18 protein-coding genes and 4 pseudogenes are annotated in these 22634 nt (G+C 57.3%); 16 read left to right on the plus strand and 6 right to left on the minus strand.

Annotation, left to right across the window (positions count from 1 at the left end; all coding sequences use genetic code 11):
* Positions 1-80: 80 nt before the first annotated feature.
* Positions 81-824: an Lrp/AsnC family transcriptional regulator gene (locus tag ATB1_RS03880; protein WP_042662358.1), complete on the minus strand. Its 744-nt coding sequence runs from the start codon at positions 822-824 to the stop codon at positions 81-83.
* 356 nt (positions 825-1180) lie between these two features.
* Between ATB1_RS03880 and ATB1_RS20235 the strand changes: the two genes are divergently transcribed.
* The 6 genes from ATB1_RS20235 to ATB1_RS03915 all read left to right on the plus strand — a co-directional run bounded on the left by ATB1_RS20235 (position 1181) and on the right by ATB1_RS03915 (position 9535).
* The gene (locus ATB1_RS20235) at positions 1181-1636 is read left to right on the plus strand and encodes a zinc ribbon domain-containing protein (protein ID WP_241768033.1); all 456 of its coding nucleotides are present in this window, start codon (positions 1181-1183) and stop codon (positions 1634-1636) included.
* A 3-nt stretch (positions 1637-1639) separates the two neighbouring features.
* Positions 1640-2059: a universal stress protein gene (locus tag ATB1_RS20240; protein ID WP_082256261.1), complete on the plus strand. Its 420-nt coding sequence runs from the start codon at positions 1640-1642 to the stop codon at positions 2057-2059.
* Between the two features lie 57 nt (positions 2060-2116).
* On the plus strand, positions 2117-4393 hold the full coding sequence (locus ATB1_RS03890) for an amino acid permease (RefSeq protein ID WP_042662360.1): 2277 nt from the start codon (positions 2117-2119) through the stop codon (positions 4391-4393).
* 5 nt (positions 4394-4398) lie between these two features.
* The gene (locus ATB1_RS03895) at positions 4399-5088 is read left to right on the plus strand and encodes a TrkA family potassium uptake protein (RefSeq protein WP_007273878.1); all 690 of its coding nucleotides are present in this window, start codon (positions 4399-4401) and stop codon (positions 5086-5088) included.
* Between the two features lie 37 nt (positions 5089-5125).
* Complete coding sequence (locus tag ATB1_RS03900) at positions 5126-6673, plus strand: TrkH family potassium uptake protein (RefSeq protein WP_042662361.1); 1548 nt, start codon at positions 5126-5128, stop codon at positions 6671-6673.
* A gap of 1062 nt (positions 6674-7735) precedes the next feature.
* Entirely contained in the window at positions 7736-9535 is a 1800-nt protein-coding gene (locus tag ATB1_RS03915) for a cation:proton antiporter (RefSeq protein WP_241768034.1), read from the plus strand.
* Between the two features lie 257 nt (positions 9536-9792).
* Here the strand turns inward: ATB1_RS03915 and ATB1_RS03920 are convergent, their stop codons facing one another.
* Both ATB1_RS03920 and ATB1_RS03930 read right to left on the minus strand, forming a co-directional pair.
* Positions 9793-10077, minus strand: coding sequence for a PadR family transcriptional regulator (locus ATB1_RS03920; protein WP_007273882.1), 285 nt, complete (start codon positions 10075-10077; stop codon positions 9793-9795).
* Positions 10078-11223: 1146 nt separating this feature from the next.
* Positions 11224-12873 (minus strand): sensor histidine kinase, encoded by a 1650-nt coding sequence (locus tag ATB1_RS03930; RefSeq protein WP_042662366.1) that lies wholly within the window; start codon positions 12871-12873, stop codon positions 11224-11226.
* A 549-nt stretch (positions 12874-13422) separates the two neighbouring features.
* Here ATB1_RS03930 and ATB1_RS03935 point away from each other — a divergent pair.
* The 7 genes and pseudogenes from ATB1_RS03935 to ATB1_RS20245 all read left to right on the plus strand — a co-directional run bounded on the left by ATB1_RS03935 (position 13423) and on the right by ATB1_RS20245 (position 17774).
* On the plus strand, positions 13423-13914 hold the full coding sequence (locus tag ATB1_RS03935) for a hypothetical protein (protein ID WP_042662367.1): 492 nt from the start codon (positions 13423-13425) through the stop codon (positions 13912-13914).
* Positions 13915-13930: 16 nt separating this feature from the next.
* Positions 13931-14192, plus strand: a pseudogene (locus ATB1_RS03940) (hypothetical protein).
* Between the two features lie 330 nt (positions 14193-14522).
* Complete coding sequence (locus ATB1_RS03945; RefSeq protein ID WP_042662368.1) at positions 14523-14918, plus strand: hypothetical protein; 396 nt, start codon at positions 14523-14525, stop codon at positions 14916-14918.
* 98 nt (positions 14919-15016) lie between these two features.
* Complete coding sequence (locus ATB1_RS03950; RefSeq protein WP_042662369.1) at positions 15017-15355, plus strand: hypothetical protein; 339 nt, start codon at positions 15017-15019, stop codon at positions 15353-15355.
* A gap of 73 nt (positions 15356-15428) precedes the next feature.
* On the plus strand, positions 15429-16358 hold the full coding sequence (locus tag ATB1_RS03955) for a hypothetical protein (RefSeq protein ID WP_042662370.1): 930 nt from the start codon (positions 15429-15431) through the stop codon (positions 16356-16358).
* Between the two features lie 223 nt (positions 16359-16581).
* Positions 16582-17193, plus strand: a complete 612-nt coding sequence (locus ATB1_RS03960; RefSeq protein WP_042662371.1) for an HD family hydrolase — start codon at positions 16582-16584, stop codon at positions 17191-17193.
* A 173-nt stretch (positions 17194-17366) separates the two neighbouring features.
* A complete protein-coding gene (locus ATB1_RS20245; protein WP_082256262.1) occupies positions 17367-17774 on the plus strand; it encodes an SWIM zinc finger family protein in 408 nt (135 codons plus the stop codon).
* A 35-nt stretch (positions 17775-17809) separates the two neighbouring features.
* On the opposite strand, the gene ATB1_RS03970 is transcribed toward ATB1_RS20245, so the two are convergent.
* Positions 17810-17995, minus strand: a complete 186-nt coding sequence (locus tag ATB1_RS03970) for a hypothetical protein (RefSeq protein WP_042662373.1) — start codon at positions 17993-17995, stop codon at positions 17810-17812.
* 115 nt (positions 17996-18110) lie between these two features.
* Between ATB1_RS03970 and ATB1_RS03975 the strand changes: the two are divergent.
* The 3 genes and pseudogenes from ATB1_RS03975 to purQ all read left to right on the plus strand — a co-directional run bounded on the left by ATB1_RS03975 (position 18111) and on the right by purQ (position 19956).
* Positions 18111-18791, plus strand: a pseudogene (locus ATB1_RS03975) (IS6 family transposase).
* Between the two features lie 228 nt (positions 18792-19019).
* The gene (gene purS, locus ATB1_RS03980) at positions 19020-19271 is read left to right on the plus strand and encodes a phosphoribosylformylglycinamidine synthase subunit PurS (protein WP_004969187.1); all 252 of its coding nucleotides are present in this window, start codon (positions 19020-19022) and stop codon (positions 19269-19271) included.
* 1 nt (position 19272) lies between these two features.
* Positions 19273-19956: a phosphoribosylformylglycinamidine synthase I gene (purQ, locus tag ATB1_RS03985; protein ID WP_042662374.1), complete on the plus strand. Its 684-nt coding sequence runs from the start codon at positions 19273-19275 to the stop codon at positions 19954-19956.
* Between the two features lie 490 nt (positions 19957-20446).
* On the opposite strand, the pseudogene ATB1_RS03990 reads toward purQ, so the two are convergent.
* Both ATB1_RS03990 and ATB1_RS03995 read right to left on the minus strand, forming a co-directional pair.
* A pseudogene (locus ATB1_RS03990) lies at positions 20447-21531 on the minus strand (archaeosine biosynthesis radical SAM protein RaSEA).
* A 78-nt stretch (positions 21532-21609) separates the two neighbouring features.
* Positions 21610-22459: pseudogene (locus tag ATB1_RS03995) on the minus strand (histidine kinase).
* Positions 22460-22634: the final 175 nt, after the last annotated feature.

Below are 22634 nucleotides of genomic sequence, written 5' to 3' on the forward strand. Positions count from 1 at the left end.
CTTAGAACACTACCCACTATATAAACGGCTCAATCGCTTGGTGTAGTTGCTTGTGGATTTGTTCCGCATTTTTCGCAATGTCACTGGCCAGTGAACGCGGTCAATGTCTCTTCAGTAACCCCGGATCGGGAATGAATCGTCACGAAATCGCTCTCCTTGATCAGGGTTTGGCCAGTTGGCGTAATGGTTCCTTCATCACGATTGATTCGGACGACCAGCACATCCGAAGGAATGAGTCCTACTTCGTTCGCTTCTTGAAGCGTTTTCCCAGCGATCGGTGCATCTTCTCTAACAAGAATTTCCACGACATCTGCATCCCCAGCCAGTCCCGCAACGCCTGTGACGGGGGACGCTAGTTTTTCATCTCGAGGACCGAATGGGGCATATGGGCGGAAATATTCTCGGTGGACCAGGTCTTCGTCATCAATTTCAATACCGAGAGACGTAATCCCCTGTGCGATTCGGGTGAGATCATCGGTATCTGTCCCAACGACTGTAATCCGGAGATCACCTTTGCCGGACATGATCTCTCGAACATTAATTACGCCCGGCAAGTCGAGGACTCGCTGGGCCATCTCTTCGCGATCCCGGGAACCCGTACTGCAGACGTAATGGTTTGTGAGTCGTCCGCTGACTTTTTGGTAATCAATATCAGCATGATAGCCTCTGATTACACCTGCCTCTTCGAGTCGGCGGATCCGGTTCCGCACGGTCGGTGCCGAGACGTCAACTTTCTCTGCGATATCGGGTGCGGACGTGTGACGAGCTTCCTGTGACAAATAATAGAGGATCCGTTCGTCAATCGTATCGATTTGAAGAGCCATATTTATACCTCAATTTTGGTCAGCAAACCCACTTTTAACTTATTGTTAGGTATTCGTTTGAATTCTATGACTCAACTAATACTCGAATGCGGGTTGAATAACTGAAAACCCCCTCAGCAAGCAGCAAACACGCTGACCATAGGACCGAACGAACAGAAAATAGTATGCGGTAAAAATAAGGAACCGTTAAAAAATGCGGCAGATATTTATCTTTCCGCAATGTCGCTCAAATATGAACTCGGTACCCACACACCTCACGTTGGCATTGGGAGACGCGATTCGAACGAGGGACTTCAGAATTAATCGGCTGTCTGAACCAGAAGAGTACCATATTGCTGTAAGCAGGTGGTGAGATAATGGTGGACTCAAGTGAGGGATCAGCACCACCCGATAACCTCTCCGATACGCTCATCCAGCGAATTGATGCGCTGGGCCTCCCCGAATTGAAATCCGTGCTTTCGTATGTTGAGCGCCGTATCGAAGCGCTTCGAACCCCAATCGAGGAGGAAATTGAGGCGACTGCTGCTGGAGAGGTCCTCAAAATAGAAGACCACGGCGCGTACGCACTTGTACGAAAGCACCCCCCTAATCCAGAAGGCCCCGGTGTGAATACGGATCGTGTGTCGCTCTATCATGTCCGCCGGGAGCATCGGATGGACGGGACAGAGTCCCTGCACTGGGCGTATCTTGGAGACGTTCATAACGCCCAGCAAATTCGGTGTGGATCTTGTGGAGGAATCCTCGACAAGGAAGCATCCGTCTGCCCTCCTTGTGGTGCTGAGAACCCGAAGTACACCGAGACGGAGGAATAGGTCATGTCCGAAAAAATCACAAAACATCTCGTTGTCCCGGTTGCAAATGAAGAGGACGCACGTGAAACCGCGCGAATACTCGACACCTATGAATATGGACAGGTTACTGTCGTTCATATTATCGAGAAGGGAGAGGGAGTACCCGACAAGTTACCTCTCGAACAAGCAGAACAACGAGCGTCGAATGCGTTTGGTGCGTTTCGTGGATTCATTCCAGAGATAGACACGGAAACTGCATACAGTAGAGACATCGTTACTGCGATTATCGACGTTGCGGCCGATGTAAATGCGAGTGCTATCGCATTCCGCCCCCGGGGAGGAAATCGGCTTGTTCAATTCTTATCAGGTGATACAGCACTCAAGCTGATCACGGACGCAGACCGTCCGGTCATCGCACTCCCGGAAGAGACCAAAAACGAATGATCGTCGACTTGATTCAAAACTGCACACACGGACCGATACAAGACGAAGGGTTATCATATGAGTGAGACTGAGCAAGAACTCGCCCGTGACCTCGGCTTCCTAGAGGCCTACACCATCGGTCTGGGGACGATGATCGGAGCAGGGATTTTCGTCCTTCCGAGTATCGCTGCTCAGCAGGCTGGCCCCGCCAGTATGATTTCGTTCTTTGCAGGAGGTCTAGTTTCGTTGTTAGCGGCTCTTTCTCTCTCGGAGTTGGCGACCGGCATGCCGAAAGCCGGCGGAAGTTACTACTACGTCAATCGCGCACTTGGGCCGTTCTTCGGGAGCATCGTCGGTTGGGGAATGTGGGCTGGGTTAACGTTCGCCTCTGCCTTCTACATGATCGGCTTCGGCCAGTACCTACTTCCGGGACTGGGGCAGTACGTTGGCTTCCTCGCCGGCTGGGGCCAAGTCGGCATTACCATCGCTGCGCTTGTGATGGCTGCGCTCTTGACCGGCGTCAACTACTATGGTGTCAAGGAAACGGGCGCGCTCCAGAACGTCATCGTCCTTTCACTTGTTGGACTCATCCTTGCGTTCCTCGGGTTAGGTCTATTCAGTGGTCCGACTATTGGAGAATTCAACCCCAACGGGTGGCCAGCCGTTGCAGCAACAATCGGGACCGTCTACGTCTCGTTCATCGGCTTCGAGGTTATTGCAACCAGTGCTGAAGAGATCAAGAACCCGAGTCGCAATCTCCCACTCGCGATGATTGCGGCTGTCGTGACGCCGACGCTGATGTATGTCGGTGTGATGTTCGTCTCAACCGGAACGCTCTCTATCGAAGCACTGTCAGCCTCCCAGATTCCGGTTGCCGACGTCGCTACCGAGTTTATGGGGACGATCGGAGCACTGGTGATGATTATCGGTGCCGTCCTTGCGACAGTATCGAGTGCAAACGCCAGTATCCTTTCGGCGGCACGAGTCAACTTCGCGATGGGGCGTGATCGAATTCTCGTCAACTGGCTCAACGAAGTTCACAGCCGGTTCCGGACGCCGTACCGTGCGATTACAGTCACGGGTGTTATCACGCTCGTACTGATTGCTGTTGGCGTTGGAATTGGAACGCTCGCTGAGGTGGCGAGCTTCATGTATCTCGTGACGTACGCCCTCGTTCACGTTGCTGTCGTCGTGTTACGCCGCGCGAACCCTGAGGCGTACGACCCATCTTTCAAAATCCCGAGCCTCCTGTACCCCATCGTGCCCATCTTGGGATTCGTGGCATGCCTCGTGATTCTCGTCCAGATGAGTCTCATCGTCCAGGCTATCGGGTCTGTCATCGTCGTTTTCGGTGTGATTTGGTACCTCTTCTACGCACGTGACCGGGCGCTCAGTGAGAGCCTCGTCGGCGAAGCGATTGCACCCGAACCGGCTCCGGTGGCGAATGGTGAAGGACGGTATCGTGTCGTCGTCCCGGTTGCGAACCCGGAGACAGAACGGGACCTTCTCCGGATGGCTGCGGCAAGCGCGCATGCCCACGAAAGCGATCACGCTGAGGTAATCGCCGTAAACGTCATTGAAGTCCCGCGCCAAACTTCCCTTTCCCAGGATCTCACCTTCGAGGAAGAGCGAGTTGAACGGCAACGAGAACTGCTTGATTCTGCTCGTGATATTGCGACTGAGCTCGACATCGGGCTCCGAACTAGGGCGATTGTCGGTCGTAATGCTGGGTCTGTCATACTTGACGTGATCGAAGAGGAAAGCGCAGACCACGTCCTGCTTGGCTGGCAAGGTACCCGGAGCCGACGCGAACACGTCCTCGGGTCGACGATCGACCCCGTTATCGGACGTGCCCCGTGTGATGCAACGCTCGTGAAGCTCGGGCTGGAAGACGGACGCGGAGAAGGAGATATCATGGTGCTTGCTGGTGAGGGCCCACACGCGCCGGTTGCAGCCCAACGTGCTGCTGAATTTGTTGCCGCAGCTGACGAGGCCTCGTTGACGCTCCTCAACGTGCAGTCCCCAGAGAGCGATAGTGACGAAGGACTCTCGCCGACCGAACGTGGTGAAGCAGTAATCTCCGAGTTAGCTGAACGCGCCGGAATCGAATACATGTCCTACGATGCGAAGGTGTCTGTGGCCGAGAATACTGAGCAAGCCATCATCGAAGCTGCTCAAGATTACGATACGGTTTGTGTCGGTGCGACGCGGGCGGGGACGATTTCACAGGCAGTATTCGGATCACTCCCTGAGAAAATCGGCGCGGAACTAGCTCAAACAGTCGTGATGGCACGCGGAGAAGAAGAATCGCCTATGTCAATTCGTGAAGCCCTGATGCGGAGACTGGAGGTCTAACCAATATGTACATTATCATCATCGGCGCTGGCGATATCGGAACACCACTTATCGACATTGCAACGCAGTCAGGCAACGAGGTTGTTGTCATTGAACGTGACGAGGGACGTGCGAATCAAGCTGCTAACCAGTTTGATTGTTTGGTACTGCACGCCGACGCCACGACGAAAGATACGTTGATAGACGCTGGTGCTGAACGGGCCGATGCGCTCATTTCGACGACAGACCAGGACGCAACGAATGTAATGACGTGTCTTCTCGCAAAAGAGTTCAAAATCCCAGCGATACTGTCAGTCGTCCACAATCCGGAGCACATGGGGTTATTCGAACAGATTGGCGTGAACACAATGGAGAACCCCCAACAGTTGATCGCCGACTACCTCTATCGAGCTGTAGCACGTCCAGCAATCGTTGACTACATGCGCATCGGTGAGGAAGCTGAAGTCTTCGAGATAACAGTCACAGACGGGGCACCAGTCGCAGGAAAAACACTCCAAGAAGCCGCCCAAGCAGGGCTCCTGACCGATGAAATGCTCGTTGTCGCGATCGAGCGTGACGAGAACGAACACCCCATCACGCCTCGTGGGAATACAGTCATCAAAGTGGGAGACCTGTTGACCGTCTATTCTGGAGTTGGCGCTGACCCTGAAATCACTGACATCTTCGGCCACTATGAAGACCATGCTGATTTCTAACACATCGTCTGTCTTGCTAAGGAGAGATCGATAAGCTATGAACAGGTCCGTTGCAACAGTCGGACGAGACCTCGGGCGTATCTTGGAAGCACTCGGTGGGCTGATGTGCGTCTCGCTTGTCGTTCCGGTCGTCTGGAGAGAGTATTATGCACTTCCCGCACTCCTCATCTCGGCAGCGGTTCCATTGGTGGCCGGTCATATCTTGTATCAAACATTCAGAGAAGCTGATGCTCCCAGTCGGCTCCACGGAATGATTGTTGCTGCATTGGGTTGGGCTTCGGTAGGCGTCTTCGGCTCGCTCCCATTTCTCCTGATTGCGTGGAGTGTTCAGCTCGGTATCCCAGGCTTTGGCCCCGCTCAAACAGCGACGCTTGCAGCGTTTACTGACCCACTTAATGCCATTTTCGAGAGCATGAGTGGATTCACCGGGACTGGTCTCACCATGACAGACAATGAAGAGGTACTGCCACGCACACTTCAGTGGTGGCGAACCTTCACCGAATGGGTCGGCGGTGTCGGTGTTATCGTTTTGACGACGGCGGTTCTTTCGCGCCCTGGCAGCGGGTCGCTGACACTATATGAAAGCGAGGCTCGTTCCGAGAAGATTCACCCAAGCATCGTTTCGACCGTCCGGACCATCTGGTGGATTTTCATCTTATTCACGTTTGTCTCCATTCTCGCACTGTGGTTGGCTGGAATGCCGATTTGGGGTGCGATCAATCACGCGATGACCGGCCTCGCGACTGGTGGCTTCTCGATCACCGACAACTCGATTGCGACCTACGACAGCGTCGCGATCGATTTCGTATTGATTCCGATTATGCTGCTGGGAAGCATCGCGTTCCCGGTCCATTACCTTATCCTTCAGGGGGACCTTCGGAATTTCTACACCGACCTCCAGACTCGGTGGGTGTTCGGCTACATGGGTCTCGGATCTGCCCTCCTGTGGGGCTTCCTGTACTTCGGAGGACCGTATCAGACGCCATTTGCTGCCCTACGATACGGTCTGTTTCAGTTCGTCTCGGCGGCTACTTGTACCGGGTTTCAGACCGCTGTAGATTCGACCAACGTCGCCCTCGGGCGGTGGCCGTCGTACGCTCAACTCACAGTCACGTTTGGGATGTTCGTCGGGGGTGCAGCAGGATCTACCGCAGGAGGTATCAAGCTTATTCGCGGATTGACACTCTCGAAAGGAATCCGGTATTACATCGCGGATGTCTGTTATCCCGAAACTGCGGTCCGGCGACTGAACATCAATGGACGTCGACTGAATGAAGAAGAGGCCAGTCGGGAATTCATGGAGGCGGCTATTATTGTCGTTCTCTGGATTACGTTCCTTGTTGTCGGTACTTTCGTCTTGCTACTCACGCTTCCACCTGCAGAGTACTCGCTCGCTAATGTCGTGTTTGAGGTTGCTAGCGCACAGGGGAACGTAGGACTCTCATCGGGAATTACGGGACCAGAGTCGCTTCCCACAATTGGAAAAGTCACATTCCTCTTCAATATGTGGATCGGGCGGCTCGAAATCATTCCAGTTCTCGTGATGCTCCGAAGTATCTTCCAACGTGGAGGCATGTATTCATGAAATTGGGTGAGCTCCCATTCATTTCCTACGTGTTTGAGGCCGGTGCGGATAACCGAATCTTTGACTCGTTACTGCTCTTTGGGCCACTCGTTATCGGGTTGGTCGTTATCCTCGGTCGGTCATTCATAACTGAGAGCATTGCCGTCGCGTATATTGCCGTGTTCGTGGCGTATGTTTTGTATCAGGGGACCCGGGGGTGACGACCCTACAAAACAACAAATGGACAGTGAAATCCCCCCGCGTTCGACGCGTGCTCGTATTGTTGGAGTCCTTGAGTGGTGGCTACGGTGGTCGGCTATCTGGGGCTCCCGTGGAATGCTCGTCAGCACTACTCTCTTTATTGGCTATGTCGGGATTGGTTGGGGTCTTACAGTAGTCAAGAGCACATGGGCCCCACCAAATTTTCTCTCCGTGACGAGAGATCCAGGGTTCTACCTGACAGGTACTCTCGTATCCTTGTTCGTCGTGCAAGCGACGGTGTCGCTCATTTTATATCATTTTCTCACCGGTTTCGAAGATGACCGGTCGCAATTCGTCGTCTTAATGAGCTACGTCGGGCTCGGATCTGGAGCGACTGCATTACGGTTTCTTCTCCCGCCCAGTCTTGCGTTTCTGCTGGACTCGTTCTGACCCGACAATCATGTTTTACACACGGCACCTAATATTTCAATAATGAGCAAACCTACGCAGCAAATTGAGCCAACCCATCGATGGATACGGCCCATCATGCTGGCAGGACTGGTCTGTATTCTGATTGGGGTAGTCATCCTTTCTTTCGCACAGAATCACACGGTACTGACCGATGTTGGAAATCTCATCGGATATCTGGGGTTAGCTCTGTTTTTGCTCACATTTCTGGTTCGTATCTCCATTGAGTGATCTCCAATCCAGGTCAGTATCACTTTGAATGGAGATACTCCGCTTGCGATCGGCTCGTTGCCAGAGTCCCCTTTTATTTAACCCTCCCATCAGTAACGTCGACTTGGTGTTTGAATCGTGACTGCTGGGTCTGGGATCATTCCACTTGTAGTAATCATCCTTGGGCTCGGTGTCGTTGCTCAGATGTTAGCCGATCGGCTCTCGATACCGAGTGTTCTCTTCTTGATCCTCGCAGGCATTGCTGTTGGGCCTGAGGGTCTGAACCTAGTGGGTCTTGACTCGTTCGGTGGCCCAGAACCGCTCTCCGGTATCGTCGGCATATCAGTCGCGATTATCGTCTTCGAAGGCGCATTTCATCTTAAAATTGACAAACTCCAGCAAGCCCCACGTGAAGCGTTCCGACTGGTTACTATAGGCGCGCTTTTCACGTTTGTCGCTACGGCTACTGTCGTTCGATTCGCCTTAGGTGTACCATGGTCGCTCTCGTTTCTTGTCGGCGCGCTCCTTATTGCAACCGGACCAACAGTAATCACACCGATCTTAAACGTAATCTCAGTTCGCGACCAAGTCGGAGCAGCTCTCGAAACGGAAGGAATTGTGAACGACGTGACGGCCGCGATTCTCGCCGTTGTCATCTTTGACCTTGCTGTATTGGGTGACACGGGACTTACGGCCCTCCTCGAGTCGTTCGTGGCTCGACTCGGAGTTGGCGTTCTAGTAGGGGGAGTCACAGCCGCAGTCATCTGGTATCTCCTCAAACATCTCGATTTGACGCCCTCGAATGCCGTACAGAATGCGCGGCTGGTCGTCCTCATCGGTGCAATTGCAACGTATGGTCTCGCAGAAGCAATCGCACCGGAAGCTGGAATCGCGGCTGTCGCCGCTGCAGGCCTCATCCTTGGGAATTCAGACCTTCCGCACGAAGACGAAATTGAGGCATTCAAAGGAGATATCACACTGATTGTCCTCTCTTTCGTGTTTATCTCACTCGCGACGTTGTTATCCTTCAGCGAACTCGTTTCGCTCGGGCTGGGTGGGATACTCGTCGTCGTGGTTGTGACCCTCGTGATTCGCCCTATTGCCGTGTTGTTCTGTACCTATGGAGAGCGATTCACGTTTCGCGAGCAGTTGTTCATGAGCGCTGTTGGCCCCCGTGGAATTATTCCAGCCAGCGTTGCGACACTATTTGCACTCGAACTTCGCTCGACGAGTCCAGAGCAGGCCACTGTTCTCGTCGGGTCGGTATTTTTAGTTATACTCATGACAGTCGTTTTCGAGGGTGGTTTTGCTCGCCACATCGCACAAGCACTCAACGTACTTCCCATGCGTGTAATCATTGTTGGCGGAGGGCGCGTCGGTCGCGGCCTCGCCGAACGACTGGAGGATCGAGGTGAAAACGTCGTCATCGTCGATAAGGAAGAAGATGCCGTGGAAACAGCACGCAATGCAGGATTCAGTGCTCATCAGGGTGATGGGACTGACACTAGCGTACTCCAGGCAGCAGGAATCGAGAATGCCAAGATTGTGGCCGCGGCCACAGCGAACGATGACGCGAACCTCCTCATTGCACAGCTTACGAACACGAACTACGATGTCGAAACGGTGATCGCTCGAGTAAACACACCGGGCAACGTGGAAGCGTTTGAGGAACTGGGAGTCCGAGCGATCTCGGCGAACGACGCGATCGCTCACGAGATGGACAACGCCATCGAACGGCCAGCACTGTCGGAGTGGATGACAGAACTCGGCCGTTCCGGTGACGTACAAGAAATTGAGGTCACATCAGACCGATTAGTAGGGAAGTCCATCAAGGAGCTCGATGAATACCTTCCAGATGGAGTGCTAATTGCGCTCGTCAGCCGGAGCGGTAATTCTCAAATCCCCACTCCCGAGTTAACGCTCCAACGTGGGGACCATCTCACATTCGTTGGCCGTCGCGACGCAGTCCATGCTGCAATCGAGCGGTGTCATCCTAATCCGTGACTAAAGCTGACGTGACGGCAGGGCTGTAACCGACTTACCTTAATCAAGTCTACCGACTGGTTACGAGCGGCGATTTTTAAACCAGCAGCTCTGTTGAATCCTTCAGCGTTGACATTGAGGTGAGGCGGTCTTTCCACAGGTTCCTACGGATTTGGGAACTCGGTCTTCAGTAAATCGCCAGACTTCGAGAGGGTTCAACAAAGTCTGAACAATGATTTGGCGCTGGCTCTACTCACGGACTCGTCTCGTCGTAGCAGTCAGGTTGTGATCTCGCTGGTATACTGCTGTTCCCAGTCGTCGCGGGCTTCGATTTCCCGGCGACCGCGAGCGGTGATCGCGTAGACGTTCGTTCGGCGGTCCTTTTCGCCTTTGTCGAGGAGGCCTTTCTCGACGAGCGTATCGAGGTTGGGATACAGCCGACCGTGGTGGATCTCGGTTTCGTAGTAGTCTTCCAGTTGGTCTTTGATTGCGAGTCCGTGCGGCTCGTCCAAGCCGGCGGTGACATACAGCAGGTCGCGTTGGAACCCGGTCAAATCGTACATTTTGCTGCCCATGGCTAGTTTCAGAATACATAAACGCTTGTTGGCCATCGGCCGGGTTTCAGAGCGGCCTCGCTGGACGAACGTTTATATGGGAAGGTACAGCCACGACGCGGTATGCCGCCCTACCGTGATCCGACCGCGGAATTTCGACCGTATGGCGAAGCGACGCAGATTCCCGACGTACAGCTGGAACCCGACCACGCCGAGCACGGCGACGTGATTCCAGAGCATGACTACCCTGCTGGTGACGATCTGGACACGGACATCTGTCAGACCTGTGAGCGGGCCATCCATCGGACCCAGAGCCAGTGTCGGTTCTGCCTCGAACAAGGTATTTCGGCCTCTGACAGCGCCTCAGAGCCCCGCGAGCAATCACTCCATGGCATCATCTGCCTGCTCGTTACGTCACAGTCATCGCGGGGTGCACTCGCAAAAGGGACTGCAGCCACACGATTACTGCAGCGTTCCCACTCATCCCCTATCGACGAGTGTACACCTGTTGCAGCGCTCGAACAGCCGATCGCGGAGCCACTTCGAACGCGATGGGGCCACCTCCCGGATGTTGTCCCAGCGACTGGATCGCGTGCGAGTGGGTTCGTAGCGAAAGCACGGTCAGTCTCGCTGTGGTCCGCTTCTCCTTCGACGGAGAGTTCTTTTTCGAGATGGTACGACGCTGCTGGAATGCAGATCACCGACCGGACGCGGCGTGAACAGTTACTCGCTGACTCGGAGACGTGGGTTGTTCCAGCGATTGCGCTTCGACGAGCGTCTGTCGACACGTCGCCGTCACAGCCGACGTCTACCTCACCAACACGGCAACTGCTCCGCTGTCAGTCGTGTGGTAAGCAGACACCGCACCGGTTCGACTCACGCGACGACAGTCCACCCGCAGTGTGGGCTGGTGAGCCTGTCTGGCAGTGTTCCGTGTGTCGGACACCGCAGTACGGACCTGATCCAGATACCTGATATTGGTACGGAGACGGTTCAGAGGGATCCGTTGCGTTCCTTAGAGCTAACAGAAATCGTGTGACATAGAGAGGGTGCATTCATCACAGAAGGCTCGTTTATTCGATCTCACCCTCCTGAACTAACGGTGAGTAGGACTGCTGTGGTTAGCAGTGGCGCGGTCTGGGGCTGCCAGTTGTTTCACGCCACGGTTTCGATACCGAGAATCTCGAAGCGAGCACCGCCAGTGTCACTCTCGGTCACCTGTACTGTCCACCCATGGGCAGCGACCATCTCGGCGACAATAGCAAGCCCAAACCCGGTCCCACCCTTTCGCGTCGTATACCCCGGCTCAAACACCGAATCACGGTCCACAACGGGGATACCGGGCCCATCATCCGCCACGTAAAACCCCCCTCGATCAGGAAGCACCCCCACCGTAACGGTCACATCGGGCCCACCGTGGTCAAGGGCATTCCGAAACAGGTTCTCGAACAGTCGCTGTAGCCGTGCCGTATCTGCCTTGAACTCTACGTCGTCAGCCACACGTAAGTCGGCGGTGGCTGTCTCAACCATCCCCCAACTCTCCGTTGCAACCGATGAAAGTAACACAGCGTCCCACTGCTCAACCGGTCGTCCCTCGCGGGCAAGCGTGAGGATTTGGCCAATCAGGTCATCCATCCGGTCAAATGCTCGCTCGACAGCTACTGCATGCTCATTTTCTTCCGCTACGCATAGTTCCTCGCACAGTAACTCGAACTGGCCTGTGGCCACGTTGAGTGGATTGCGGAGGTCATGGCTCACTAGACTAGCGAACTGGTCGAGGCGTTCGTTCTGCCGTTCTAATTCCTCACGGTACCGCTCACGCTCGGTCACGTCGGTGAGGACGATGGTTTGACCGAGCCCCGACTTCACTGTCCCATACGGCGTCTCAGTCACCCGGTAATAGCGTGTAAAATCCGACTGTTGGACCGGCAGAATTGGGTCGTCGCTGTTGAGACAGGCAGCCACATGCGGGAGTGCCTGCTCCAATTGAGCCCCCTCAGCACCGTTGAGCGTGGGGAATACGGTCCGCGCCGCGTGGTTCGTATCCCGGATGTGGTTGTCCGCATCGAGTGCGATGATGGGTTCGTCCCGCTCGCCGGCCAGTTGGACGGCATCAAACTGGTCGATATAGACAAACGCAACACCGACGGCGAACACAGCGACTCCCAGAGGCTCGTAGGTGATGTCAATGAGGTAGGACGTGGTGTACCCAATAATATCTAGCACGACTGGGAGGCCCGTGATTCCGACGAGTGCGAAGAGTGGGCGTGTGTCATAGTCGATTTGGGTAAACAGTTCTAGGAGCATGAAGTAGCCGACGAAGGCGAGTGCGTACGAGAAAGCCATCGCGGTCCAGTGGAGTGGCCCGGTAGCCACGGAGAGATGGGGGAAGGGGGTGGTGACGGCGGTGGTTGTGAAGTATTCGTGGTGGAGAGGGTTGGTGATTTTCACCGCGACGAGGACGACGTAGACGCCGACTGCGAGGCGGCGATACGTCGGGTTGTGGTGGTAGGTTCGACCGGTGTATGCAGAACAGAAGTAGAGCCAAGCTCCGACAGCGGCGAGACCTACCACCAGTCCGAGCGTATACCAGCCGAGTTTGAGGACCGGCGTGGGGGAAACAAGAAAGCCGACCTGTGCGGTCGCCCAGCTACCACTAGTTAGGAGGAGTGCCCACAGGCCGCGTCGCGTGTCGGAGTCGGTGATTTGGTGGAGGCGTGTGAGGCTTGCAAAACAGGCGAGGGCGGCTACAGCGAAGGTACCAACATAGAGGAGGAAGAGCGGCGATGTTGGTACGGCTGCCATAGCGGGCGTATCTGAGGAACGACTAATAGTCTACCGATATAGACGGTGACGTAGTGTGGATCACCTGCGAGACATGCGCTCTGTATTCAGCACGGGTTGAGAAATATCATCGGAAAATGACGAGCCGATGGCGTTAAGTCTGCATATATTTTGAGCGACTCAGCGCTCTCAGGCGGATATTATACCGGGGACCGACTTGCACCCTGAGTTTAGCATGGTTTCACCGATTTATCAGCGACTGTGGATTCAGCAGAGTCAATGTGATGTATCCTCTACAGTAGTCCACGATTTTACCGGCTGTTGTTGCATCGCGTCGACGACGTTGTCAGCTCACTTGAGGAATACCGTGGCGTACTACTGGTTAGTAAACAACATTGTCACGTGCAACAGTCACCCGTGAAATTGGGTTCTACTGTATAGGGACCCAAGAGCACCCGTACTCGTAATTTCTGGTGTGTCGTGGTGGGTTGTGTTTGTGTGCGCCAGCGATGGGCGCCGGCGCAGGGGGTCGGACAGACTTCGACTCCTGAGTTGGCGAGGTGACGACGAATGCACCAGGTAATCTACGCTCTTGTGACCGCATCGACAACAGACCAAGCCCTCTCGCGAGCCGCCGACGTGTTCGATCAACTTGTGGGGGCCGCCCCGCAGGCCGAAGCGGTGTTCGATTACTATGTGACGTTCGATGACGATTCAACAACGGTCGCCGGCAGCGCCCGCTGGGGTGACCTCCCAATTGCAGTCCCCGTTGCCTCGGAGGACGGCCAAGAACTGCTTGAGCGCGGCTGGCAGGCGACCACTCGTGAGTTCGAGCGGAATCTCGAGCGTATTCGAGAGGGCGTTGACGACCTTGACGCTGCGGCGATCATGCGCGATGAGGACCTCGTCAGGCATGCGTGCCACAATCTCGGGGCGTACCGTGGACCGGCGGTGTACCTCTACGACGAGTTCGCTGACGGCGTTCGGCATCGCGAGCGGCTTGAGCAGCTTGTCGGGTCGAACGACCATCTGTGGATCGTTCCCGCTGATGTTCATTACTGAGTCGACGCTGTGCCCAATGACGCTCCTGAGAGAGACGCTTTCTGATCGTGGTACCGCTGTTCGAATCGTCGTCGACGACGCGGCTGACAGCTATCGCGTCGAGTTCACGCCGCTGTCCGGCGGCGTGGTAACCGATGAGTGGGCTGTGTTCGGTGGGAGCGTCGGCTACGATGCCATCGGTGTTTGCAACTGACGCTGCTGCGCGTGCGTTTGTCGAGCGCATTCGAACGACTTCACACGATGACGTTCTCGCGGAGTTAGCAGTAGACACAGAGTAAATCTTCCTGTGGTGTGTCGCACCGGACTCATATTGGGATACTACTCTGCAATCACCACAGGAAGACAGACGAAATGTACTCTCTCCCTCTCACTTTCACGATTGTATTCGTGGACTTGCAACCTCACAGTCGACGGATTACCTAACTCCTACGACAGGGTACCTCATTCAGCTCTATTGCGCGTTCAGCAGGTATGTTGCTTGACGTTGTTTTTGCGCCGCCCAAAGGGGCGGAGGCGCAGTAACAGATGTTGATTCCAACGTCAGCAGCCGAGTTGTCTCACTCCTCACACCACCCGCTCGTGATACCTGCTCCGGTGGTGAATGATCGATGAGTCTCGAGCGCGTGTTCCGCCACGACGAGGCGCTGTTCGAGTTTCTGTGGTGTCCGGTGTGTGGCACCGCGGCGTTCACGCACATTCCTTTCGAGGGGGTGTTCTGCACAGAGTGCAATACCAGCGTGACGTGCCGTGAGTCGCCTGAGTCGCGTGGCTACGATGAGGCGGTCATCATCACATTCGATGCGACGACGACGTGGAATCTCCACGTTGAGGAGAAACTCCGCCGGCCGCTTCCCGACGATGAAGCACAAGTTAAGATTCTCGGTGCGCCGGGTGACTACCACGTCGATTGGTGGGCACCAACCACGACCGAAGACTGGACGCCAGTCGAGCGCAACGAGTTCGCTGACGAATCCGAACCCGAGGCGGTGTCGCACCTCGCATAGTGTCGATCGAGAGACTCCTCGGTACCCGCGCGACATCGAGATTTTTTGTGCCCGTGATGGGTGCGGGCTGAAGACACAGTCCGTGTGACGTGATCTCCATGAGTCACCAACAGACAGAGTCAGACGTCTCGATCGACGAGATTCCAGTTGATCTCGAACTCGTGCATAGCACCGACCTCTCCCGAGCCGACGTTCCCGATGAAATTGAGTCGATAACGTGGGATCTCCTGAGCGAACGGCCGCCGACGAACCCACTGGTCGTTCTCAAAGCGGCTCGCTGGTGGTACATCCACGGCACAGGTGAGACCGATCCCGCGTACTGCTGGGCGATTGAATGGGTCCGCCACCTCATGACCGGCGAAGCGACTGCGAGCGGTCCGTTCGGCGAGTGTCGACAGTACCTTCGCAGCCTCGAGCGCGAGGACACCGACCAGTAGGTCGTCCCGCCTGTTTTTGTGCGCCCCAGAGGGGTGCGGCGCGTCCTAGAGGGACGCATCAGAACTGAAAGCAATGGCAACAACGAGTTCCCCGTCGGTGTCGTTCGACGAGACCGACACCCGACACGATGAGATGCATCGCATGATCGAACAGTGGCTTGCAGATCTCGCTGCCGACGTCGACGACGCACGGGCGAGCGAGCAGTTCCAGGAGTGGCTAGATGTCCAGAGCCGGTTCCATGATTACTCCCACCGCAACACCCTCCTCATCAATCTCCAATGCCCTGAGGCGACGAAGGTCGCGGGCTACCGGACGTGGCAAGAAGAGTTCGACCGGTACGTCGAGGAAGGCGAGTCGGCGATCTGGATTTGGGCACCGATCATCACAACCCAGTGTCCCGAGTGTGGGAATGCACCGAGCTACCACGAAAACAGTGAGTGTGAGTACGACGAGACGCCTCCCGAAGAGTGGTCGGAGGGTCTCGTGGGCTTCAAACCCGCACCAGTTTTCGACATCTCGCAGACCGAGGGCGAGCCACTCCCAGAGCTGGACACGGCGGCGACCGGTGAGCCTGACACGCTCGTCGAGGATCTCACCACCATTGCGTCGGACCTCGGTGTAACCGTCCGCATCGTCGATCCCGACGAGTGGCGACATGGGGAGGCGAAGGGTGTCTGCCAGTCGCGGAGTGTCCAAGACCTCACCCCACTCGTGGAAGTGAAGGACCGGCCGAACCGTGCCGACCTCGCGTCAACGATCATCCACGAGTACGCCCACGCGATTTTGCATTTTGACATCACCGACGCGACCGAGCGGACGAAACGTGAGGTCGAAGCGGAGGCCGTCGCGTACGTCGTCGGTCGCTATCTCGGCTTGGATACGAGTGGGTCGGCGTTCTATCTCGCGGCGTGGCAGGGCGAGGAGACAGACGTCCTCCAAGAGCGACTGGGTCGGATTAGCGGGACGGCCGAAGAGATTCTCTCAACACTCGACGCGGTCTGAGGCCTCCCATCTGTGGTTCGGCTGTCGACCTTTGTTGATGCCTCTTTGTCAGACGTAGCTTTGTCTGTAACAGAGGGTGTATAGAACTCTTCACAGGGTGTTGTTTTCGCAGGTCGGCGGTGAATTACTCGGCACACTGCTCCTGCGGATTTATTGACTGACTGTCAGCGACCCGACGGAATAGTCTCGATGAGTTGAACTGGCCACTTCTCTTCTCCACAATATGATGACCGATGAACTCGACTCCTTGCTCGAATGGTTCGACCTGAAGGACGAACTTCGGACGGGATGGGTGCTTCGGAATATCGACTCGCCTGAATCGGTCGCAGCTCACACGTGGGGGACAGCGTCGCTTTGTCTGCTCTATGCCGACCAGGAAGAGGTTGACCCTCAGAAAGCAGTGACGATGGCACTCATTCACGACCTCGGCGAAGCTCGAACGGGCGATATCGCAACCCGCGCGGAAGACGGACGCCAGACCATCTCCACGTCCGAAAAGGAGTCGGCTGAACGGAGCGCAGTAACCGATCTCGTCGGACCGTTCGCGGACACCGAACTGCTGTCGCTCTGGGAAGAGTATGAAGCCCGTGAGACCCCGACCGCACAGTTCGTCAAAGACATGGATCTGATCGATAATTGCCTCCAGGCGCTCAAGTACGAGCGCCAAGGCCGGTACGACGAGGCCGAGACGAACGACCACTTTGCCGAGTTCGAGAATCTGGACGAGTTCTTTGCTACCGCCGCGCCTCGCTTCCAGACAGAGCTCGGCCAGGATTTGTTCGAGCAAATTAAATCGCAGTACGAACGAGAAATCGGGCGACCCTGCCAACTCTGAATACGTCTTTCAGTACGACTCCCCTGGCCGGTGTCGAACCTGTATTGACTGCAGAACGGTCAGGACAGGAGCGTTAAAAACAACCCTACCTGATTCTGTGTCACCTGTCACTCTGTTCGGCAGTGTAGTTCTTCATGCGCCCGAAGGGGTGCGCGCATTGCGCGCTGGCTCCCATGATTCCTGTACTCCCAGAGTTCGATCCACCTACGCGCGTCCTCAAGCGAGCGCAGTACGAGGCGTTTGCATTCGAACTCCTTGACGGCGATGTCCGTGTTCGCAACGAGAGCTATGCTGACCCAACCGCGCACGAGTACCGCGTTCGAATTCGGGATGGCGTGCCCGATTCGTGTTCGTGTCCCGCTGACGCAAGTAGTGACGGTCCGTGTAAACATCGGGTTGCAGTCGCGATCCGCCCACGACTACTCGACCTCGCCGTGCAGATGCGTGTCGTCGCAGATGGTGGGTCAACATCACGCGGCGATGACGGCACAACGGACCTGCCCTGCGAGTGTGAACAGTTGTCTGAAGCTCTTCCCTGTTGGAACTGTATCGACGCTGGACGGCGCAATCTCTCTGAATAGTCGTTGGCGAGGGTTTCGTACGTCACCAATACCCATCAGTCGTCGGACTGTTGGGACGCAGCGTACGCACCAGCAAACTGCTCACGCATCTCTCGCCGGAGCAGTTCGCTCATCACTTCGTAGACGACTGGCTGCGGGTACTTCTCGAGGAGGCGTTGGACGTCGGCTGCACATTTGTTTTTTTCAGTCGCGAAGTTCGCAGTCCATGGTGAGCTACTCATACAAGACAGTCATCTGTTGTCTCAGTTAACTGTTCGCCTGGTGAGAAATTCCTACTAACGGCACTGTCTAGTTAAGCCAGTTTGAGGAACGAGCAGGTCATTGAGTGAATTGGTCATGACGCTCGCAGACCTGCTCAGCGAGTGCTTTGCGGTGGATTTAGAAGAAACTTGGGAGCGTGAGCGGACGGCAACGCCCGTTAGGGCGTTCGCCGTCCAGCTCCACGCGACCGGTTGTTCACTCAGAGAGACAAAAGAAATTCTTCGATTACTCGGCGTTGAACGCTCCCACCAAGCGGTTTGGCAATGGGTACATCGGCTGGCTGACAGCGGTCACAACCCGCCTGAGGCGAAGCCGAAGAGGGTTGCGGTCGACGAGACCGCTGTCAAAATCAATGGCGAGTGGTCTTGGTTGTACGCTGCAATAGACATCGAGACAAAGCTGATTCTTGACGTCGAATTGTTTGGACGACATGGTACCGACCCGGCTGCTGCGTTTCTCCATCGACTTTCCGAGAAACACGATCTCTCAGACACTGTGTTTCTCTTGATGGCTACGGCTATCAGACTGCCCTCTCTCGATTAGGATTGAGCGGTCGGCTGGACTACGTTGAGCGAAACCTCATCGAAAAGTGGTTTCACACCCTCAAAATGCGAGTCGACCGCTTCCATAATTCGTGGGTGGGCAGTCACGGAAGCGTCCGCGAATGGTTCATACAATTTGTGCAATACTACAATTTTCAGTAGACCGCATCAAGCGCTCGATGGGCGAACACCGGTTGAGGAGGTCACTAACTAGACGGTGCCGTTATTTTAAACTGCTGGAAAATAATTAATATAGATTCTGTCAAATCATCCGAATTGGAGACGCGGGGTCGGGTGCAGAGTTCACGGACAGACCACGCAGAATCCACGAGCTAACGCGGTTTCCGGGAGCGTCGTCACCGGTTCGGCGACGATACGCACATCTGTGTATATCAAACACGACCCAAAACCGTTTTTGCACATGACCGCGCATCGCCACTTGATGACCACTTACACCGCGACGGTGACGGTGCGCCTCAAGCGCGGCGTGCTCGACCCGGAGGCGGAGACGACGAAGCGCGCGCTGGAACGACTCGGGTTCGAGCTCGACGCGCTACGCTTCACCGAACGCTACGAGGTGGACCTCGACGCGGCCGACGCCGACGAGGCCGAGGCCCGCGCCGACGAGATGGCAGAACGCTTGCTGGCGAACCCGACCATCCACGACTACGAGGTCGCGGTCGCCGAGGCCTGAGATGATCGCAGTCGTGCAGTTCGGCGGCTCGAACTGCGACCGCGACGCCGTGCGCGCGCTCTCCGACCTCGGCTTCGAGGCCGAGCGCGTCTGGCACGAAGACCCGCTCCCCGAGGAGACGACGGGCATCGTGCTCCCCGGCGGCTTCTCGTACGGCGACTACCTCCGCGGCGGCGCGATGGCCGCCCGCTCGCCCATCATGAAGTCGGTCCGCGAGGCGGCCGAAGACGGCGTCCCCGTCCTCGGCGTCTGCAACGGCGCGCAGATCGGCTGTGAGTCCGGGCTCACCCCCGGCGCGTTCACGACGAACGCGAGCGCCCGCTTCCAGTGCGAACACGTCTACCTCCGCGTCGAGAACGCCGACACGCGCTGGACCGCGGCGTACGAGGAAGGCGAGGTCATCGAACTCCCCATCGCCCACGGCGAGGGTCGCTTCGAACTCGACGCCGAGCGCTACGAGGCGCTCGAAGCCGACGACCGGATTCTGTTCCGCTACTGCGACGAGGACGGCAACGTCACCGACGAGGCGAACCCCAACGGCTCGCTCGGGAACGTCGCGGGCGTCCTCGGCGACAGCGAGTCCGTCGCGGTGCTGATGCCGCACCCCGAGCGGGCGTCGCTACCGCAACTCGGCAACACCGACGGTCGGGGTGTGCTGGCTGGCTTCGAGGAGATAGGTGTATAAAAAAGACCGTCCGCCGCGGTGGCGGGCGGCACGGGGTCGGTTGGCGAACGTAGCGGCGTACACGATGAGCGATGTTGGAGTGTCGAGGTTTCCGACCCGCGTACCGCGTGCTATGGGGCGAGAGCGCAGGGAGCGTCCGTGGCGATCCACGCCTCGGCGTTCTCCTCTTCGCGAATCTCGAACCACCCATCCGCGTAGTAGACGGTCTTGTACGTGTGTTTCGTCATGATGGCGGGCGGCTCGGATGGACACGTCCGAACCACCGAATATGACAACGACTCACACCCTCTTTGATACGAATATCCTATCCGACGGTTAGGGGGTCAGTTACTCTCCGATAGCACCTCCTAACGCGGTAGAATCGGAGAAAACGAGCCGAGATACTGGACGAACGGTCGGAGATTCCGGCGGGCGACGGGCCGGTCCGAGACGAGAGTCGTTCGCCCGCGCGAGCGGCGCGAACCCGAGTGGTGCGACGGAACGCGCCGGTCTACTTGACCAGCGGCATGTTGTAGCTCGTCTCGTTGTCGAGGACGAACTCCCACGTCGCCTCGCAGTCGCAGGACACCTGGTCGAAGACGCTCGGGTCCTGTCGGAGGTTGAAGTCCTTGACCGCCTTGAACACGAGTTCGTCGCAGTCGCCGCAGTTGTGCGCGCCGCGCTCTTGGCCGCCGCCGACGGGGTCGGAGACGACGATGGCGTCCACGTCGGCCGTCTCGCGGAGCGCGTCGGCGACCGACCAGAGCCACGGCGGGCGATAACCGCCGTTGAAGAACAGCTCGTCGACCATCGTGTAGCGCTGGACGTTCGTCGGGTTCATCGAGACGGTGTGGCAGTTGTCGACCGCCGCACACCGGCGGATGGAGGACTTCATGTCGTCGAGCGCCTCGGGCTCCGAGAGGAACGGCGGCTTCATCAGGAGGTACGCCTTGACGCCGCCGCCGGCCGCGGCGGCCTCCTCGCAGGCGGCCTCGAAGTCCGCGAAGTCGAAGTACTTGTTCACGCAGTCGTGGCGGACGCGGTCGGTGGCGGTTTCGAGGCCGACTGCCACGTCGGTTTCGAGGCCGCGGTCGGTGAAGTCGGCGAGCTTCTCGCGCGTGACGAAGTCCGGCAGCGACTCGACGACCACGCGGTCGCGGTCGGCGAACGTCTCGGCGATGGCGTCGCGGGTCTCGGCGGGCACCTCGCGCTCGTCGAGGAACGAGCCGGAGGTGTAAATCTTGATGAGACCGGCTTTCTCGCCGTCGTCCATCTCCTCGGCCTCGTGGTCGAGACAGACCTGAACCTGGTCCATCAGCGCCTCGTGGGCGACGGTGCCGCCCTCGACGGATTCGGCGACGTAGCCGCACATGGTACAGCCGCCGGCGCGCGCCCACGCGGCAGCCGCCGGTGTTGAGAATAATCGTCAGCGAGTCGTAGACGCCGTCGGGCGTGTTGTCCTCGGTCTATCCACACCCGCGTGGGCTCGTGTGGGTCGTAGGTCTTCTGCTTCCGCGAACGGATGTCGCGCATCACCTTGTTGTGCGCGTCCATCCCGCGTCCCCGCTCGTAGACCTCGGGGCTCGGCTTACTCATTGGATACCCGTATCGGACGGGCGCGTAAAGCGGCTTCGTCTGGCTTCGGCGGCGGGCGGTCGGCGGCCTGTCCGACCCTCACATGTTCCGCGAGATGTAGCGGTCGATGTCGGCGACGAGCGACGGGCGGAACGTCCAGTAGCCCTCCCAGCGCTTCGGTTCGGTCTCAAGCGCGAGGAGAGCGACGGGTTGGCCCGGGCTCACACCGTCGATATCTCGCCCGTCGCTCGGGGTCTCCTTGTCGGTCCCGTCGTCCGACTCGACCGCTCCGACCGGCCCACCCTCCGGCGGCGTGTAGACGACGAACCACGAGTCGTAGAAGTCCTCGGTGTAGCCGCCGTGGGTCAGGAGGTCGGAGTTAGACGGCGGGGTCCAGTCGGGAATCCCGTAAATGTGGGTCTGTACGTCGGTCGACGCGACCTTCTGGTAGACCGCTCGCGTCCCGCGCTCGTCTTCGATGCGGGAGAGCCGCTGGAACGACGACCGGAGTCGCCCGTCGCCCGGCGCGCCACGCGTGCCGCTCGATGTACCGCGAAATCGCCACGAGCAGCAGTTTCTCCTTGTCGGATTCGGGATAGCCGCGGAGCGAGAACGGCACGTCGTCGAGTCGCGTGAGCACCGACGGGAGTTCGAACTCGGCGAGGTTCGCCTGGCCCGTCTTGTAGAGGTCGGAGTTCACGAGGAGGACGGTGTTCATCACCTCCTCCAGCGGCGAGGTCGCGACGACCTCCTGTCCCTCGGGCGTCTGCTCGGTGAGCACGACCACGTCGTCGCCGTGCGCGTCGTCCGACAGTTCGTCGACATCGACCGGCTGGTCGGCAAACGTGGTTTCGAGCATCCGCTGGACGGGGTCGGGAGCCGAGCGATTGACCACCGAAAGCGACTGACTCGCGGCGTCAATCGCGCCGAGAAAACTGTCGAGTCCCATCTGGTTCGTGGAAACGACTGACCCCCGACGAAATAGCTGTTTTGGAGGTCGGAGCCGCGACCGGCAGCGGCGACGACGGTCGAACGCGGCACCGCAGCGACAGACGTTCATATGCGTCGCCCCCGTAGGTGCCCATGGAGCGCCGCACGCTGCTCTCGCTTCTCGCGGGCGGCCT

Source organism: Haloferax sp. ATB1, from assembly GCF_000730175.1.

Excerpts from the sequence above, each read along its gene's own strand:
- ATB1_RS03880 (WP_042662358.1), bottom strand. The coding sequence starts at position 824 with ATGGCTCTTCAAATCGATACGATTGACGAACGGATCCTCTATTATTTG.
- ATB1_RS03970 (WP_042662373.1), bottom strand. The coding sequence starts at position 17,995 with ATGAGTAGCTCACCATGGACTGCGAACTTCGCGACTGAAAAAAACAAA.
- ATB1_RS03945 (WP_042662368.1), top strand. The coding sequence starts at position 14,523 with ATGAGTCTCGAGCGCGTGTTCCGCCACGACGAGGCGCTGTTCGAGTTT.
- ATB1_RS03950 (WP_042662369.1), top strand. The coding sequence starts at position 15,017 with ATGAGTCACCAACAGACAGAGTCAGACGTCTCGATCGACGAGATTCCA.
- ATB1_RS03900 (WP_042662361.1), top strand. The coding sequence starts at position 5,126 with ATGAACAGGTCCGTTGCAACAGTCGGACGAGACCTCGGGCGTATCTTG.
- ATB1_RS03895 (WP_007273878.1), top strand. The coding sequence starts at position 4,399 with ATGTACATTATCATCATCGGCGCTGGCGATATCGGAACACCACTTATC.
- ATB1_RS03955 (WP_042662370.1), top strand. The coding sequence starts at position 15,429 with ATGGCAACAACGAGTTCCCCGTCGGTGTCGTTCGACGAGACCGACACC.
- purQ (WP_042662374.1), top strand. The coding sequence starts at position 19,273 with ATGATCGCAGTCGTGCAGTTCGGCGGCTCGAACTGCGACCGCGACGCC.
- ATB1_RS03920 (WP_007273882.1), bottom strand. The coding sequence starts at position 10,077 with ATGTACGATTTGACCGGGTTCCAACGCGACCTGCTGTATGTCACCGCC.
- ATB1_RS20235 (WP_241768033.1), top strand. The coding sequence starts at position 1,181 with ATGGTGGACTCAAGTGAGGGATCAGCACCACCCGATAACCTCTCCGAT.
- purS (WP_004969187.1), top strand. The coding sequence starts at position 19,020 with ATGACCACTTACACCGCGACGGTGACGGTGCGCCTCAAGCGCGGCGTG.
- ATB1_RS03960 (WP_042662371.1), top strand. The coding sequence starts at position 16,582 with ATGATGACCGATGAACTCGACTCCTTGCTCGAATGGTTCGACCTGAAG.
- ATB1_RS20240 (WP_082256261.1), top strand. The coding sequence starts at position 1,640 with ATGTCCGAAAAAATCACAAAACATCTCGTTGTCCCGGTTGCAAATGAA.
- ATB1_RS03890 (WP_042662360.1), top strand. The coding sequence starts at position 2,117 with ATGAGTGAGACTGAGCAAGAACTCGCCCGTGACCTCGGCTTCCTAGAG.
- ATB1_RS20245 (WP_082256262.1), top strand. The coding sequence starts at position 17,367 with ATGATTCCTGTACTCCCAGAGTTCGATCCACCTACGCGCGTCCTCAAG.
- ATB1_RS03915 (WP_241768034.1), top strand. The coding sequence starts at position 7,736 with ATGTTAGCCGATCGGCTCTCGATACCGAGTGTTCTCTTCTTGATCCTC.
- ATB1_RS03935 (WP_042662367.1), top strand. The coding sequence starts at position 13,423 with ATGCACCAGGTAATCTACGCTCTTGTGACCGCATCGACAACAGACCAA.
- ATB1_RS03930 (WP_042662366.1), bottom strand. The coding sequence starts at position 12,873 with ATGGCAGCCGTACCAACATCGCCGCTCTTCCTCCTCTATGTTGGTACC.